The sequence below is a fragment of the Natronosalvus sp. KLKA75 genome (assembly GCF_059736265.1).
The window spans coordinates 617,761-633,545 of sequence record NZ_CM185522.1; the positions used below are offsets into that span (position 1 = coordinate 617,761).

Below are 15,785 nucleotides of genomic sequence, written 5' to 3' on the forward strand. Positions count from 1 at the left end.
GTCTCGACGAACTCGAGAGCTACGGCTGATCTGACGGGTGAGAAACGCAGTGTGAGCGCCTGCGATTGTAGGTGCGGGGCCAATCGATGTGGTCAGCCGCCCAGCGTAGCGAGGAATCGAGGAGATTAGCCGCCCAGGTAGAGCCTGCCGACCTCGTCGTCCTCGAGCAGCGCGTCGGCGCGACCCTCGAACCGGACGCTGCCCTGGTCGAGGACGTAGCCGCGGTCAGAAATTCCCAGCCCCTTCTTGGCGTTCTGTTCGACCATCAGGATCGACGTGTCCATCTCGTTGACCGTCTGGACCTCGGCGAACACGTCATCGGCCGTATTCGGCGCGAGCCCGGCAGAGGGCTCGTCGATCAACAGGACGTCGGGTTCCATCACCAGTGCTCGAGCGAGTGCGAGGATCTGGCGTTGACCGCCCGAGAGGTTCCGGGCCTTCTGCGTGCGCTTTTCCTCCAGGAGCGGGAACCGCTCGTACAGTTCGTCGAGCACCGGCCCGAGGTCGTCCTTTCGGGCGACGCCGCCCATCCGGAGGTTCTCGGCGATGGTGAGCGAGCCGAAGACGTTCTCGGTCTGGGGAACGTAGCCGATGCCCTCACGAACGATGTCTTCCGGGGCCATGCCGCCGATGTCCTCGCCGTGATAGCGGACGGAGCCCGTCCACGGCGTCAGCATCCCGAATGCCGTCTTGAGGACGGTCGACTTCCCGGCCCCGTTCGGCCCAATCAGACAGACGATCTCGTCGGTGTCGAGGTGCAATGAGCAGTCGTCGAGTACCTGCACCTCGCCGTAGCCGCTGTCGACCCCCTCGAGGCTGAGGACGGCGTTTTCGACCGCGGTCGTCCCATCCTCGAGGTCTCGAGTCGCGCTCACGCGCCACCACCGAGATAGGCGTCGATGACGCGGTCGTTCGCGCGGATCTCGTCGGGTCGGCCTTCCGTGAGGACGCTCCCCTGATCGAGGACGATGATCGGATCTGCGAGGTTCATGATGAACTCCATGTCGTGTTCGATGATCAAGAACGTGATTCCCTGGTCGTTGAGCCGCTCGATCTGGACGGCTAGCTTGTTCGCCAGCGTCGGGTTTACTCCGGCGACCGGCTCGTCGAGCAGCAATATTTCGGGCTCGGCGAGCATCGCACGAGCCAGTTCGACCAGTTTCATCTGTCCGCCCGAGAGGTCCGTCGCCGGCTGGGTCGCGAGGTGATCGATCTCGAACTCTTCGAGGATCTGCTCGACGCGCTCGAGGTTCTCACGTTCGGCCTCGCCGACCCTCGAGGGGGCGGTGAACAGCTCGAAGAACGACTCGCCGGGCTGGTTCTGAGGTCCAACGAGCATCGCCTCTCGGACGGTCATCCCCTCGACCTTGCGGGGAGTCTGGAACGTCCGGATGAGGCCGTGGGTGGCGACCTCGTAGGGTTCTAACCCGGTGACGTCGGTACCGTCGACGGTGACCGTGCCTCCCTCGGGTTCGTAGAACCCCGAGATGAGATTGAAGATGGTCGACTTGCCGGCGCCGTTCGGCCCAATGAGGCCGGTGATCGAGCCGCGTTCGACCGCGAAGCTCGCGTGGTCGGTCACCTGCAACGCGCCGAATGACTTCTGGAGGTCCTCGACGCGAAGGAGAACGTCATTTTTCGCCATGTGGGCGCTCGTTCGAGCGTTGGCTGTGGATTCACTCATCGGTTTCACCGCCGTTGGACTGTGGCACGCCGCGATCGGATCGGGACGGCGCCTCGCGACCGATTGCGCTCGGCCAGATCAACTCTCGCTGCGGCGGGAGAATTCCCTGTGGCCGGAATCGCATGACCAGGATGATCAAGAGACCGATCATCAGCAGCCGCAACGGTGCCGCGTCGAAGGGCAGCCACGAAATGTCGTTCGCGAACCGAGACCCTTCGCGGATGGCGACGACGACGAACCCGCCCAGCAAGGCCCCGCGATTCGAGCCGCTGCCGCCGAGAATAACCGCGACCCAGACGTAGAACGTCGTGATTGGGTCGAGGTCGCCCGGGTTGACGAAGAGGTTGAGGTGAGCGTAGAAGACGCCTGCAAGCGCCATGATGAGACTGCCCAGCACGAACGCCTGCATCTTGTAGCTGTACGTGTTCTTCCCGAGTGCCTTCGCCAGGTCCTCGTCGGCCCGAATCGTGCGCTGCAGTCGCCCCCACGGCGAGCGCTGGGCCCGCCGGAGGATCAAAAACGCCGCGCCCAGAAACCCCAGCAACAGCGTCACGTTGAGCAACTGGCGCCAGAACGGCGTCCCGAGGATTACAGGCGATCCCGGGACGATGGCGATCTCGAGACCGGGCATCGACTGCGGGAACTCGCCGAGGAGCGGCCACCCGTCGAAGAAACTGGGAATGCCGCGAATCCCGGCACTGCCGTTGGTCCACTGGCGTTCGTTCTGCAAGACCAGCCGGAGCACTTCCGCCAGTCCGAGCGTAGCGATAGCGAGGTAATCGGCCCGTAGACGAAGCGTCGGGATGCCGATGGCGACGGCGACAATCGCGGCCAGCACTAGGCCGATAGCGAGCCCGAAAATCGGATTGAACCCGCCGGCGATCGGCGAGTTGCTCCCGGTCATCAGCGCCGCACCGTAGGCGCCGATGCCGAAGAAGGCGGCGACACTGAAGTTGATCAGACCGGTGAACCCCCACTGGCTGTTGAGTCCCAGCGAGAGCAGCGCGTACATCCCGCCCAGTCCGAACAGGAACAGAAAGTACGAGGCGCCGAGCGCGCCGGTGAGAAGCGCGATCACCAGCCCAAACACGAGGACGCTCAACGCCATAGTGAGACGTTTTTCCGCGTTCGTCAGGTTCGACCAGTAAGCCCCGAAATCGAATCGATCGGTCACGTCAGATCCCCTCCCCGCCCGCGGTTCCGTCGCCGGCGATGCCGGTCGGACGAACGAGCAAGACGACGACCATGATCACGAACGCGACCGCGGGGCCGTAGTCGACGCCGATCGGGATACCCACGCGAGAGAGCAGCGGCGTCATCTCGACGACCATGCCGATGAGAAAGCCCCCGAGCATCGCGCCGTACACCGAACCGATCCCGCCGAGGATCACCGCGGCGAAGATAACCAGCAGAACGCTAAATCCCACCCGCGGCGTCAGGGCGTTGTAGAGCCCCAGGAACGCGCCACCCGCCCCCGCCAGTCCCGCGCCGAGGACCCACGACCACAGCTTGATTCGGTGGGTTCGGATGCCGCTGGCTCGAGCGAGGTCGGGGTTGTCGGCCATCGCCCGCATCTTGCGCCCGAGATCGGTGTACTGGAGCAGGACGTGAACGCCGACGACGAGAACGAGCGCGGAAATGACGATGGCGAGGTCGTGGGGGGTGACCAGAACGCCGTAGGAGATCAGCTCCTCGATCGGCCGCTGGGCGGGAATGTCGAACTGGTTCCGACCGGCACCGAAGCCGAGTTGGATCAGCGCCCGGTAGACGAACGCAACCCCGATCGAGGTGATGAGGAGGCCGATGGAGCCGATGTCCAGGGGCTCGTAGACGATTTTCTCGGTGATAATAGCGACGGCGGCGGCGACCGCAATGCCGACTAGCAAGGCGACGAAAAAGCCGACTGGCAGCGCGAGGACGGTTGCGCCGAGGCCACCGATCGCGCCGAAGGCGACGAACGCCGCGTACCCGCCGACCGTCATGGTATCGCCGTGGGCGAAGTTGGCGAAGCCGGCGATGGAGTAGATGATCGCGAGGCCGATGCTCCCGAGAACGATGATGCTGCTGTAGACGACGCCGTTGGCCGCAAATTCGATGACAGACATTGGATGGACCTACGACTGCCGGAACTCGATTGCCTCGTAGTCGTGGTCCTGGACTTCGAAGACGACGAGACTGCCTCGCGGATCGCCGTTCTCGTCGAAGTCGATCGGCCCGCTGACCCCCTGATAGTCGATGTCAGACGCCGACCCGCCGTCGGCCAGGATCGCGTGGGCGTCCTCGTAGGTGAACACCTCCTCGCCCTCGGGACGCGTGACGTCGCGGACGACCTCGCCGAGCGCCTCGCCGGTGAAGTCGTCGGCAGCCGCGATCGAGAGAGCGGCCGTCACGACGCAGTCGTAGGCGAAGGCCGACCAGGCCGTGGGGGCCTCGTCGTACTCCTCCTCGAAGGCCGCCGCGAAGTCCTGGTAGTTGTCCTGGTCTTCCGGGGCTGCCGGCTCGACGAGTTTCATCCCGTCCATGCTGCCTTCCGGCGTGTTCTCGATGACGGTGTCCCCGCGGTTCGAGTCGGCGCCGTAGAGCTGTGGTTCGTACCCGCTCTCGAACATATCGGTCACCATCGTCGCGAACTCCTGCTGGTAGGTGATACAGAGCCACGCCTCGGCCTCGGAGCTGTTCATCTCCGAAACCAGACTCGAGTACGACGCTTCCTCGGCGTTGTGGGCGCTCTCGTAGGCAATTTCGCCCTCGTAGGCTTCCTCGAACGCGTCGTAGAGGCTCTCGCCGAACTCGTCGTTGATGTACGTGACCGCGACCTCGTCGTAGCCGTCCTCCGCGATGATGTCCGCGAGGGCGATCGATTGCGTGCGACCGCTCGGGGACATCCGGAGCAGTCCGGGGAAATCCGTCAACCCGAGCCCAGTCGAGTTCTGGCTCAACTGGACGACCTCCGTATCCTGGATCACGCTCTCGTAAATCGACAGCGAGACGCCCGATCCGACCGCACCGATGAGAAACGGCACGTTGTCCTGGTTGACCAGCTTCTGGGCTGCCGAGACGCCGGCCTGACTCTCGCTCTCTGAGTCCTCGACGATGATCCCGAGTTCGCCGTCGCCGACCCCCACCTCGTTGACGTGCTCGAGCGCCAGATCCTTCGCGCGCTGGTTTCGTTCGCCGAAGTCGGCCAGCGAGCCGGTCAGGGAGTCGACCATCCCGATTTCGTAGACTGTCTCGTCGCCGTTCCCGTTGCCATTGCCATTGCCGTTTCCATCGTCGTCGCCATTCCCATCGCCGTTTCCGTTCCCGTTTCCATTGCCCTCTTCGTCCGTCGTACTGATACACCCGGCGACAGCTGCCAACCCTGCAGCTCCAGTGTACGTCAGCACCTTCCGACGACTCGGTCGTAACGTGTTATCCATTGCCATATCTATCGTAGTAGTTTCGAACCAGACATCTTAGCTTTGACCCCCCCGACCACAGGCAAACCAGTCAAATATCTACCCTAACCTCGTATTTCCGAATTGGACCGACGGAACTCTCTGGAGCGTTCGAGCGACACGCTGGGGTAGACGGGAACTCGGCGTCTGCGTCCAACTGAACCTGAAACGGACGTGCGTCACTGTCATCCGAGGAGGGAACCGCTCAAGCGATCGCCGCGTACACGAGCAGGCTCACGAGTCCACCGAGGATCGCCGCGCTGAGAAACAGCAACGACGGGGACGCCAGCGTCGGCCGTGCTGGCTCGTCAGTTCCCTTCCTCCGCGGTACCAGCGCGTCCCCGATCGTGTACACGCTCACCGCGCCCAGGAAGAGCGCGATTGCGCCAAAAACGCTCGCGTCGTACCGCGCGCGGACGAACGGCCGGTCGAGGGTGTGGTGAAACGCGAACAGGTCGGCCCACGCGGTATCGTGGAAGGCCCCGAGCTGGGCCTGGTACACTGGCGTGACGTGGTAGATGTCTGGACCCAGACCCCAGATGCCGCCGATGACGACCAGCCACAGCGGCCACCGTCCGTCGATGTCGTACCGGGCCGCCAGCGGCGCTGCCAGGAGGAGGACGAGCGAGGCACCGACGAGGAAGTGAACGATCGCGGGGGCCATCTCGAGGCGTGACTGTGCGGCCGTCAGCCGTAAGTACGAGCGCCGTAACGCGGAGTCATCGGGGGATTACGGACGGCTATGGTCGGTTACGCTGCTCGTTCCTGCGTTCGTTAGGATCTACGGCTTCTCGCTAATTTTGCGGACCAACGGGGTAATAACCGGTTAGAACGATCGGACAAGGAGTCGGCCTGAGCTCGAGTGAATCAATATCTTTCGCTGACCCTGGCGCTTCGCCTGTTTTCGTGCTTTCTACCCGAGTGTACCTGGCAGAGCTGCCTCGAGACTCGCAACCTCGAGTCTCGATGAGAACTGTTTCACTAACGGGTCACTAAGGAGGCTGATTCAGGCGTACAATTCCCCAATTCGATGTCTACACCGATGGTTTGGGGCACGATGCTCTCGACGCTCACGCCAGCTTAGCATCAGCATACCTTTACCCCTCTGCCGATTTTTCGAGTCCAATGAATCGGATCGCCGTCTTCGGCATTGGTAGTACGAATTTCCGTTCCGTTCTCGGCTCACCGTCAGAGGGATTCTTCGACGAGGTCGCGACCGAACCGACGCGACCATACGAACTCGAGACCCAGACGCTCGAGGCACTCGAGCGTCTGGCCGCAAAGGCGGACGGCGACCTCGACGCGGTCGGTATCGCCACGGCCGGCCTCGTCGACGACGCGGGGACGGTCTTTTCGTTCGACACGCCTGGCGGGGAGACCGTTCCGCAGGTACGACTCGGCGAGCGAATCGAGGCGTCGTTCGGCCTCCCGACGGCGGTCGCGAACGACTGCACCGCCTCGGCGCTCGGGGAGTACGCCTTCGGCGCCGGCGCAGACGGGGACTACCGCACGGTCGCCCACGTCACCTTCGGAACCGGGATCGGCGGCGGCGTCGTCGAAGACGGGCACCTGCTCCGGGGCGAACACGGCCACGCCGGCGAGGTTGGCCTGCTACCGATCGTCGCAGACGGGGACCTCGAGAGCTGTGGCGTGCGAGGGGCGTGGGAGGCGTACTGCTCCGGGCGAGGAATCGGGCAGTACGTTCGCTCTCTGCTCGCCGAGGAGTCCCGGGAGACGACGCTCGATCACGAGACCGTAACTGCCGAGGCGGTGTTCGAGGCCGTCGACGCTGGCGACCAGGTTGCCGAAGATTACCTCGACCGAATCGGTCGGCTGAACGCCGCGGGCCTCGGCGGAGTCTGTAACGCCCACGACCCGGGGCTGGTGACGGTGGGTGGCGGGGTCGCACTGAACAACGCCGAAGTCCTCTTGGAGGCCATCGAGGCCCACCTCGACGACTATCTGTTCGTCGAGCGCCCGGCGCTCGAGGTGACGCCCCTCGGAGACTTCATCGGGCTGTATGGGTCGCTGGCCCTAGCCGACCAAAACGGACGGAAGTGAGGCGGCGAACGCGTTCTCGCCGTTTTCGAACCCTATGGGGAACTGCTGGATCGAGCTTCTGGGGATTCGCCGAGAGACTAACCTCGTCCCCCACGCATATGTGTCGAGCCGATGTAGCCCGCCGGGTATGACGCCAACCCCTGACGGAGTCGAATTCCACCGGTCGTCCGACCCCGACGCGGCGCAACCGACGCTGATCGAAGGGCTGCCGGGACACGGGCTGGTCGCGTCGATCGCGGTCGATCAACTCACCGACCAGCTGGGACTCGAGCAGTACGGATCGATTCGGTCCGATTCGTTTCCGCCCGTCGCCTCGTTCGCGGACGGACTCGTCCAGGACACGGTTCGCGTCTACGGCGGGACGGATCCCGACGTCCTCACTCTGGAGAGCGACGTGCCGATCCCGGAAGAGGCGTTCGCCGACTTGAGTCAATGCGTGCTCGACGAGCTGGTCGACGACTTCAGCCGGGCGATTTTCCTCGCCGGGGCGCCCGCCCAATCCGAGGAGCAACGGGGCGAGGTCATCGGAGCCGCCACGACCGAAGCCCTGCGAGACGAACTCGAGGCGGCGGGGATCGAACTCGCCGCGGACTCCGGGGCCGTCGGTGGCGTGACCGGCGCCCTCGTCTCTGCGTGTCACCAGGCGGACGTGCCGGCAGCACTCCTGCTCGTCCGGGCGGATCCGCGGGTTCCCGACCCGGCCGCGGCGCGGTCCGTCATCGAGAACGCGCTCGAACCACTCGTCGAGTTCGACGTCGACACCGACGAACTCCGCGAGCAAGCCGAGGAGATCCAACGCCAGAAACAACAACTCGCCCAGCAGATGCAGCCCCAGGGTCAGGACCAGCAAGAAGAGCCGATGCAGGCCCGAGGAATGTTTCGGTAATCTGGCTTGCGGGACTGTCCTCGAGACGTGGCTGTCCTGTGAAGGGGTACCACCAGTTTTCCAGTCAGCGTACGATTCGCCCGCTTTCGGTTCATTCACCGTCTGTCTCCGGTGCGAAGGCATCACCGAGGACGGCGTTGCCTCGGTAGCGCCACGCGTCGAACGAGGGTTGTGAATGGTGCGCACGATTGGAGCGGAGCGCGCATCGACAGGTTCGAGTCGGTCGGATGCGAACCGAGGACAACGTACCAACGCACGTTCCACACAGCCGCATGATACACCTGACACCGTTCTTCGCAGCTGAACTGTCGCTCGCGATTGGCGGGAACCTCGAGGCGCTCGTCGAGTCGGCGACAGGCTGGCCCGGAATGGGTATTATCTTCGTCTACTCGTTTCTGATCGCGTTCGCACTTCCCGGACCGAGCGAAATCGTCCTGCTCGCGCCCCTCGATCTCGGGCTTCCCTCGTGGGTGCATCTCTCGACAATCATGCTCGTGAGCGCACTCGGAAAGGCCGCCGGAAGCGTCTTCGCCTTTCATATCGGCCAGGAGGTCAAACAATCCGGGCCGATCGTCCGCTGGGTTCGGAACTCGAGGTGGGACGTCCTGGAGTGGTCAGAGAAGCGATCCACCCAGCTCGCCCGACGATACGGGTACGCCGGTCTCGCGTTGGCGCTGTCGGTCCCGTTCTTCCCCGATACGATCTCGATTTACGCGTTCGCAGTCCTCGATAAGAACTACCTGCGATTCGCGATTGCGACGTTCGTCGGTAGTCTCGGGAGGCTTCTCGTGACCGCTGGACTCGTCGGCGGGGCATCGGTTGCGGTCTAGCCACTGGAACTCTTAACCCGCTCGCAGTGGCAGTGACACTGTATGCACTACCGACGACTCGGGACGACGGGACTGCAGGTCTCGCCGCTCTGTCTGGGCACGTGGCGCTTCGGCCAGGAATCGAACGGAGTCCTCGAGACCGACCGCAAGACGGCCCACGACCTGCTGTCGGCGTTCGCCGACCGGGGCGGGAACTTCATCGACACCGCCAACGGGTACGGCGACGGGGACTCCGAGCGCTGGATCGGTGAGTGGCTCGCTGACCGCGACCGCGAGGACTTCATCGTCGCCTCGAAGTGCTACTGGTCGACCGTCTCGCGCTTCCAGGAGAACCTCTCGAAGAAGAACGTCCGGGCGGAAGTCGAGGGCTCACTCGAGCGCCTCGGGACGGACTACCTCGACGTGCTCTACCTCCACCGGTTCGACGACGAGACGCCCATCGAGCAGACGCTTCGGGCCGTCGATGACCTCGTGAGCGACGGCAAAGTCCACTACGTCGGCCTCTCGACGGCCGATGCCTGGAAGCTCACGAAGGGGCTGTGGAAAGCCGACGTCAACAACTACGAGGCGTTCACGGTCACCCAGCCGCTCTTCCACGCGGCCTACTACGAGGACGTTGCCGAGTACCTCGACGTCTGTGCCGACCAGGATCTGGCGGTCTGTCCGTACTCGCCGCTGGCTGGGGGTTTCCTGACCGGGAAGTACGACCGCGCCGGTGAGGATACCTACGATCTCGAGGCGCCCGAGGGGACGCGCGCCCAGCTCGACGACCGCTTTCTGGACTACTACGTCTCAGAGCGCGGCTGGCACGTCCTCGAGGCAGTTCGGGAGATCGCCGACGAGTGCGACGCCTCGCCCGCCCAGGTCGCAATTCGTTGGCTGATCGACCAGCCCGACTTCGACTGCGTCCCGATTATCGGCGCGCGGACGGTCGACCAGCTCGAGGAGAACCTCGGGGCTCTCGAGGTCGACCTCTCGGACGAGCAGTTCGATCGCATCCTCGAGGCACGCTACGACGAGAACGGCAAGCTGTACAGGACCGGGTAGCGAACGGCATCGGGACGCATCTAGGTCCGAACGACGTGACGTACGGAGATTCGTGGAGAAATCCCACAACTTTCGATTCACAGCTTGCGACAGCGACGAAGATTGAAGCGAGGCGACGGTGTCGAACTACCTGTATCGCATGACTGACGACGTAGCGTGGATGGACCCGTCCGATCGCCCGATTCTGATCGAACTCGCGACGCATCTCGGGTGGGTCACTCCCGAGAGTCTCTCGCTCAATCTGCCCTACTCGGCGGCACACGTCACCGACCGATGCCGAACGTTCGAGACGCACGACCTGGTCGTCGCCCACGACGAGGCGACCGCCTATCGAATCTCGAGGCTCGGACGTCGCCTGCTCTTCGAGAACGCGTCCATCGCGGAGGTTGCAGGAGAAGGAACCGAACGGAACGAAGACGGTGCAACGACGCTCGAGTTCACCGACGAAACGCTCGAGGGGTAAACGCTCGAGGGGGTCCGACACTGGACCTCGAGAGATGGCGAGCAATGGATTTTCGTGTCGCTCTCTGACGTTTCAGTGATGAACCCAGGTATCGCGAGGCGGGCCGGTGGCCTCGCCGACCCGTCGACCGCTGTCGTCCCCTGTCGAACGGCCAATTGCGCAGCCCTCCTCGAGGTTCGATGAGTCGTAGTTAGCACCCTCTCCTTCAGCTAAATGGTGGTATTATGCATGAGGAGAAGGCAATCGGCTCATCGTTTAGACTTTCACTCCGCTGCTGGCAGCGTAAACGAGAACGTCGACCCTTCGCCGGGTTCGGACTCAACCCAGAGCTCGCCGTTGTGCCGTTCGACAATCCGTTCACAGAGTGCGAGCCCGATACCGGTTCCTGAATACTCCTCGGTACTATACCCTCGTTGGAATATCTCGAAGATACGCTCTTGTTCATCCGGCTCAATCCCCATCCCCTCGTCGCTAACTGACACCATCCATTTTTCTCCATTCCGTTCGGCCGAGATGTATACCCGTGGTGATTCGTCGCTGTACTCGATTGCGTTGCTTAGCAGGTTCTGAAACACCTGGCGCAACTGGCCGGCGTCGCCTTCAATACGGGGCAGCGACTCAGACGTGATTTCGGCATCACGCTCCTCGATTTTGACCTGCAGATTTTCGCGTGCATCCTCGAGGATCGCGTCTAACTCAACTGGCTCGAACCGATCTCCCTTCGTCTCGACCCGCGAGTACTGGAGCAGGCCCTCGATCATCTCGCGCATCCGGTCAGCGCCGTCGACGGCAAAGTCGAGAAACTCACGCCCGTCCTCGTCTATTTCATCCTTGTACCGCCGCTCGATGAGTCGCAAGTAGCTTGAAACCATTCGCAGTGGCTCTTGCAGGTCGTGAGAGGCGGCGTAGGCGAACTGTTCGAGACGTTCGTTCGACTCCTCGAGTCGGCGTTGATACTCCCTGCGTTCCGTGACGTCCTGCACTACGAGCATCCCTGCGAACACCTCGTTATCGACGTCCCTGATTGGCAAGGTGTGGGCGTACAGATGACGGTCGTGATACTCAGTCTCGAACGTTGTCGATTCGCCCTCAAAGACAGCAGTAAAGTAAGGTTCGACTTCTTCGACGAGTTCGTCCGGATAGATGTCGGAGACACTTCGTCCGATCCGGTCTTCCGGATTGACACCGGCCACACCCACGAGTTCCCCGCCAACAGCAGTATAACACAGGTCTTCATCGAACAAGCCAACCGCACCATTCGGAAAGTGTTCGACCAGCGTCCGATACCGACGTTCAGACTCCTCGAGTGCACGTTCGCGCTCTTTGCGCTCGGTAATGTCCTCTGCGATGCCCACAACGTGACTTACGTTCCCTTCCTCATTGCGGGCGGGAACGGCCCGAACGTCGAGCCATCGGACCTGGCCATCCGGACGAATGATACGGTACTCCTCGTCGAATTCTTCGCCAGGCAAAGCGGTGTACGCGTGCTCGACGCGCTGGCGATCGTTCGGATGGACTGTTTCAAGGAAGGTACGAGGATCGTCGAGCAGTGATTCGCGGTCTCGCCTGAATACCTCCTCATAAGCGGGGTTGAGATAGAGAATTTCCCGCGTATCGGCATCGGAGACCCACACCATCTCCTCGAGGTTTTCGGCGAGAGTTCGATAGCGGCGCTCACTGTCTTCGAGCTGTCGCTCGTACTCCTTGCGCTCGGTTATGTCACGGACGACACCGACGCCTCCGACCGTGCCATCCTCATATTCGAGAGGGCCAAACCTGGCTTCGACCGGGATTGAGTCCCCACTCGCGGTCAACAAATCGTACTCAATTCTTACGATGTCACGAGTTCCTTCGACTACCTCTGCGTATAACTCGCCTGCCTTCTCGTATGTATCTTTGTCGAGGATCGACGTGGCATGCTCGCCAAGTATTTCTTCCCGATCGTACCCGGTCATGTCGCAAAATGCCTGATTGACCTGCTCGAAGCATTGGTCCGAGTCGACTGCGGTAATCCCATCCCAGACCGCCTCAACCATCGTTTCGTATCGCTCCAATTCGCGTTCGCGTTCCTTGTGCTCGGTGATGTCGTGTGCTGCCCCGCGGAGCGAAACGATTTCGCCGTTGTCGGTCTCTGGCTCCCCCTGTAGCCGAAGCCAGCGTACTTCACCGTTAGGTGTCCGGATCCGCGCCTCCACGTCAAAGGGATCGCCGCTGTCAAGCGCTTCTTCGATGGCGTTCTCGACGATCGAACGGTCGTCCTCGTGGTACATATCGACGGCTTTCTCCAAGGACGGTTTCTCGTCGTGGGGTATCTCTAGCAGGTCAAAGATGTGATCGGTCCAGAAGATCTCCATCGTCTCCGGATCAATCTCCCAACCGCCGACGTCAGCGATACGCCTGGTCTTGTCGAGCAGGTCGAGCGCTCGCTGGAGTTCCTGTTCGCGTTCTTTCTGTTCGGTGATATCGGTGATCGCTCCGTTCAATCGGACCGGCTCACCGTCGTCATCGTATTCGACCTCCCCTTTGGCCATCATCCATAAGACGTCCCCGCCAGGGCCCCTGACGCGATACTCAGCCTGAAGCTCACCACTCTCCTCAACGGCTCGTTCCAGTTGTTTCCACGTTTTCTCTCTATCGTCCTCGAGTATCGGTTCGTAGAACGCTTCCATCGGAGCACCTGCCGTGATAGCCTCCGGATTCATATCATACGATTCCGTGAAATACTCGTCTGCGGTAACAACGTTTTCCTGAATATCCCACGTCCACAGTCCGATCGATGCGGCCGTGGTCGCCATCTCCAGTTGTGACTCGCGCTCGCGCAACCGTCGTTCTTTTTCCATGCGATCGATCGCAGACGCGAGCACGTTCGCGACGTTTTGGACGAAATTAGCGTCATCCTCCGTAAACGCCCGCTTTTCAGTCGTGTGCGTTCCCAGCACCCCCCACGGAGTTTCGACGGAACCGATGATGACGCTGATTCCACTGACGACATCGTGATTGATGAGTAAATCCGACCCCGAAAAGCGCTTCTCGGTGCGCAGGTCATCGACGATAACCGGCTTTTCGGAGAGGAGCGTATAGCCCGCCTGCGAGTCCAGACCAGTTGGGACAATCGCGTTCCCGACGAGACCTTCCTGCCAACCAATCCCCTGCCGTAGAAAGACTTCGTCCCCATCGGATGGCAATTCGAGAATCTTACAATAGTCTGTATCGAGCGTCTCGGCTACGGCAACCGACGCATCGTACATCAACTGATCGAGATCATCGCTTTCGAGGGCTTGTTGGCCGAGCTCGGCCACAACCTCTTGCTGACGGACACGAGCGCGGAGTTCTTCACCACCTTCGGTGGACGATCCCATTTTATCTCGGTACTGAGGGTACAACCGTAAAGGCTTCTCTATCCACTCCCTGTTCTGGACCTCTCGAGATCCTTGCCTCACTCACAATCCGAATCCTGGGTTCGAGTATCCAAAATCCACACCACCACTAGGCTCAAGCCGCTACCAATTATGGGCTGGCAACGTCTGGTACCAGTTACTGCCGATGCAGGGACGTACTGGCCACATCATTCGATCGAAGACCGTCACTCTTCCCGCTCTTCCGCCCAGCCGACTGACAGCCAGACGGATTCGAACGTGCGAACGGTGTCGATGAAGCCGTCGGGGTCGACCGGCTTCTCGAGATAGGCGTCGGCCTCAGGGACGATCGATCTCACGAAGTCGTGTTGCGCTTCTGACGTCGTCAGGACGATGACCGGAAGCCGTTCGAACTCGGAATCAGCTCTAATTTTCTGGAGGACTTCGTCGCCGTTCATTCGCGGGAGGTTCAGGTCGAGGAGGACGACGTGAGGCCGCGGCGCATCCGTGTACTCACCACGCTGGTAGAGAAAGTCGAGGGCACGAACGCCGTCGTTCACGACGTAGAGCGTGTTCGCGATCCGACCGTCCTTGAAGGCCTCTTCGGTGAGGCGAACGTCGCCGGCGTTGTCTTCGACGAGCAAGATATCTGCCGACTGATGAAAGGAGGGCAACTGATTGTTCACGATTTTCATCGCGTTATCCCTCCATGCCCGGACGTTCGAATTCGTTTGATATGGGCGTTCTGACCAATCCTTCAAACTCGACAGGTAACGGTCATTAAACGAGGTAGTGGAGGGACTGACTCTTCGTCAATCTGTCCACTGTCCCAGCTCCGACGTCGTTTCGAATTCGGCACGGGCCTCTGGTGCCAACCGTGAAAGTACCGTCGTGCTACCACGTTCCTGTTCGACCAGTCCTTTGTCCTCGAGGCGTTCCAGATGGTGTGACACCGTACTGTCAGACCGATCGACTTCCTCCGCTAGATCCGTCACGCTGATGGGTTCGAGGCGAGCAATTGTCTCGAGGATGTCTCCGGTCGGTTCGTGGGTGAGCGCGGCACGTAGCTGGTTCGTGTCGCTCCCGGTGGGATAGTACCAGAGCTTCCCGAATACCGTCACGGATGCGAGTAACTCCGCCTGTTCGAGGACCTCGAGGTGATACCGGAGCGTCGAGCGGTGAAGGTCGTGGGTCTCCCGAAGATCACCGAGGTATATTCCGGACGTCTGGTGGACCGTCTCGTAAAGTTCTTGACGGGCGTCGTGATCCAGCGGATCGGAACTCCCTGAATGGGCGTGTCCAGCCAGTAAGACGATAGACGTGACCGTGGAGGACGATATCGAGAGCGTCGTCTCGGACGACGTGCTATCGACCGTGTCGGGGGGCTCGATCAGCCCCGCATCGTTACGACTGTGTGTCGTGGGTTCGCTCGTTGATTCTCCGACGACGATCCCGGTCGCCGCGAAGCTGTTCAGGACGAGGACGATTCCGACGGCTGCGATCAGGACGGTCCGGGTTGATCTGGTGAGCATGGGTTCTGCCGTTCGATCGTGGTTGTTCGAATCGGATCTCTGGCGGTGCACACGGGCAGACCCGTGGATTTCGATCGTCCATGGACGCTGCCGGGAGGTGAGCGACTTTTACCGATACTGTGACCGGTCAATGTTGTTAGCTAAAAAAAGTACACTTACTTCTGCCGGATTTTCTGAGACGTTCTCACTCGAGGTCACGGACAAAGCTGGTGAACGTATCCGCGACCTCACGTGCTCGTTCGCCGGAGTTGTGTGTCGTAAACCCAACGATGACCGTGTCCTTCCCATCCATGTGACGAGCCCGCTCGAGTTGTTCGGTACCCTTCCAGATCCCGGAGACCTCGATCAGTCCATGCTCTCTGTGAACGTACGTTTCTCCTTGTTCAACCTCCCGATAAGAACCGGCTCTCACTGTGGATTTGGGCCTGTTTCCAGAACTACTCGCTGATGCCTTCCGTTTCGTATTATCTGCGGTTCGCCCGTTTTCAC

At 61.5% G+C, this 15,785-nt stretch carries 14 protein-coding genes; 5 read left to right on the top strand and 9 right to left on the bottom strand.

Going from position 1 to position 15,785, the window contains the following annotated elements; genetic code table 11:
- Positions 1 to 125: 125 nt before the first annotated feature.
- The 6 genes from AC6I65_RS03000 to AC6I65_RS03025 all read right to left on the bottom strand — a co-directional run bounded on the left by AC6I65_RS03000 (position 126) and on the right by AC6I65_RS03025 (position 5,785).
- Positions 126 to 875: an ABC transporter ATP-binding protein gene (locus AC6I65_RS03000; protein ID WP_497902601.1), complete on the bottom strand. Its 750-nt coding sequence runs from the start codon at positions 873 to 875 to the stop codon at positions 126 to 128.
- Entirely contained in the window at positions 872 to 1,684 is an 813-nt protein-coding gene (locus tag AC6I65_RS03005) for an ABC transporter ATP-binding protein (RefSeq protein WP_497902602.1), read from the bottom strand. The genes AC6I65_RS03000 and AC6I65_RS03005 overlap by 4 nt, the downstream gene beginning before the upstream one ends.
- Entirely contained in the window at positions 1,677 to 2,858 is a 1,182-nt protein-coding gene (locus tag AC6I65_RS03010) for a branched-chain amino acid ABC transporter permease (protein ID WP_497902603.1), read from the bottom strand. The genes AC6I65_RS03005 and AC6I65_RS03010 overlap by 8 nt, the downstream gene beginning before the upstream one ends.
- Position 2,859: 1 nt before the next feature.
- On the bottom strand, positions 2,860 to 3,789 hold the full coding sequence (locus AC6I65_RS03015; protein ID WP_497902604.1) for a branched-chain amino acid ABC transporter permease: 930 nt from the start codon (positions 3,787 to 3,789) through the stop codon (positions 2,860 to 2,862).
- Between the two features lie 9 nt (positions 3,790 to 3,798).
- Positions 3,799 to 5,109, bottom strand: coding sequence for an ABC transporter substrate-binding protein (locus AC6I65_RS03020; protein ID WP_497902605.1), 1,311 nt, complete (start codon positions 5,107 to 5,109; stop codon positions 3,799 to 3,801).
- A gap of 217 nt (positions 5,110 to 5,326) precedes the next feature.
- Complete coding sequence (locus tag AC6I65_RS03025) at positions 5,327 to 5,785, bottom strand: hypothetical protein (protein ID WP_497902606.1); 459 nt, start codon at positions 5,783 to 5,785, stop codon at positions 5,327 to 5,329.
- A gap of 461 nt (positions 5,786 to 6,246) precedes the next feature.
- Between AC6I65_RS03025 and AC6I65_RS03030 the strand changes: the two genes are divergently transcribed.
- The 5 genes from AC6I65_RS03030 (at position 6,247) to AC6I65_RS03050 (ending at position 10,408) form a co-directional block, all read left to right on the top strand.
- Positions 6,247 to 7,182 (top strand): ROK family protein, encoded by a 936-nt coding sequence (locus tag AC6I65_RS03030; protein WP_497902607.1) that lies wholly within the window; start codon positions 6,247 to 6,249, stop codon positions 7,180 to 7,182.
- Between the two features lie 127 nt (positions 7,183 to 7,309).
- Complete coding sequence (locus tag AC6I65_RS03035; protein WP_497902608.1) at positions 7,310 to 8,068, top strand: proteasome assembly chaperone family protein; 759 nt, start codon at positions 7,310 to 7,312, stop codon at positions 8,066 to 8,068.
- A gap of 272 nt (positions 8,069 to 8,340) precedes the next feature.
- Positions 8,341 to 8,898 carry a YqaA family protein gene (locus tag AC6I65_RS03040; RefSeq protein ID WP_497902609.1) on the top strand — a complete coding sequence of 186 codons (558 nt, stop codon included), beginning with the start codon at positions 8,341 to 8,343 and terminating at the stop codon, positions 8,896 to 8,898.
- Positions 8,899 to 8,940: 42 nt separating this feature from the next.
- Entirely contained in the window at positions 8,941 to 9,945 is a 1,005-nt protein-coding gene (locus AC6I65_RS03045) for an aldo/keto reductase (protein WP_497902610.1), read from the top strand.
- A 139-nt stretch (positions 9,946 to 10,084) separates the two neighbouring features.
- Positions 10,085 to 10,408, top strand: a complete 324-nt coding sequence (locus tag AC6I65_RS03050; RefSeq protein ID WP_497902611.1) for a winged helix-turn-helix domain-containing protein — start codon at positions 10,085 to 10,087, stop codon at positions 10,406 to 10,408.
- A gap of 263 nt (positions 10,409 to 10,671) precedes the next feature.
- Here AC6I65_RS03050 and AC6I65_RS03055 read toward each other — a convergent pair whose 3' ends face one another.
- The 3 genes from AC6I65_RS03055 to AC6I65_RS03065 all read right to left on the bottom strand — a co-directional run bounded on the left by AC6I65_RS03055 (position 10,672) and on the right by AC6I65_RS03065 (position 15,296).
- Positions 10,672 to 13,767: a PAS domain S-box protein gene (locus tag AC6I65_RS03055; protein ID WP_497902612.1), complete on the bottom strand. Its 3,096-nt coding sequence runs from the start codon at positions 13,765 to 13,767 to the stop codon at positions 10,672 to 10,674.
- Between the two features lie 224 nt (positions 13,768 to 13,991).
- Positions 13,992 to 14,459 carry a response regulator gene (locus AC6I65_RS03060; RefSeq protein ID WP_497902613.1) on the bottom strand — a complete coding sequence of 156 codons (468 nt, stop codon included), beginning with the start codon at positions 14,457 to 14,459 and terminating at the stop codon, positions 13,992 to 13,994.
- Between the two features lie 117 nt (positions 14,460 to 14,576).
- Entirely contained in the window at positions 14,577 to 15,296 is a 720-nt protein-coding gene (locus tag AC6I65_RS03065) for a winged helix-turn-helix transcriptional regulator (RefSeq protein WP_497902614.1), read from the bottom strand.
- Between the last annotated feature and the right edge of the window lie 489 nt (positions 15,297 to 15,785).

Coding starts and splice junctions, on each gene's coding strand:
- AC6I65_RS03005 (WP_497902602.1), bottom strand. CDS start 1,684: ATGAGTGAATCCACAGCCAACGCTCGAACGAGCGCCCACATGGCGAAA.
- AC6I65_RS03015 (WP_497902604.1), bottom strand. CDS start 3,789: ATGTCTGTCATCGAATTTGCGGCCAACGGCGTCGTCTACAGCAGCATC.
- AC6I65_RS03020 (WP_497902605.1), bottom strand. CDS start 5,109: ATGGCAATGGATAACACGTTACGACCGAGTCGTCGGAAGGTGCTGACG.
- AC6I65_RS03025 (WP_497902606.1), bottom strand. CDS start 5,785: ATGGCCCCCGCGATCGTTCACTTCCTCGTCGGTGCCTCGCTCGTCCTC.
- AC6I65_RS03030 (WP_497902607.1), top strand. CDS start 6,247: ATGAATCGGATCGCCGTCTTCGGCATTGGTAGTACGAATTTCCGTTCC.
- AC6I65_RS03035 (WP_497902608.1), top strand. CDS start 7,310: ATGACGCCAACCCCTGACGGAGTCGAATTCCACCGGTCGTCCGACCCC.
- AC6I65_RS03040 (WP_497902609.1), top strand. CDS start 8,341: ATGATACACCTGACACCGTTCTTCGCAGCTGAACTGTCGCTCGCGATT.
- AC6I65_RS03045 (WP_497902610.1), top strand. CDS start 8,941: ATGCACTACCGACGACTCGGGACGACGGGACTGCAGGTCTCGCCGCTC.
- AC6I65_RS03050 (WP_497902611.1), top strand. CDS start 10,085: ATGACTGACGACGTAGCGTGGATGGACCCGTCCGATCGCCCGATTCTG.
- AC6I65_RS03055 (WP_497902612.1), bottom strand. CDS start 13,767: ATGGGATCGTCCACCGAAGGTGGTGAAGAACTCCGCGCTCGTGTCCGT.
- AC6I65_RS03060 (WP_497902613.1), bottom strand. CDS start 14,459: ATGAAAATCGTGAACAATCAGTTGCCCTCCTTTCATCAGTCGGCAGAT.
- AC6I65_RS03065 (WP_497902614.1), bottom strand. CDS start 15,296: ATGCTCACCAGATCAACCCGGACCGTCCTGATCGCAGCCGTCGGAATC.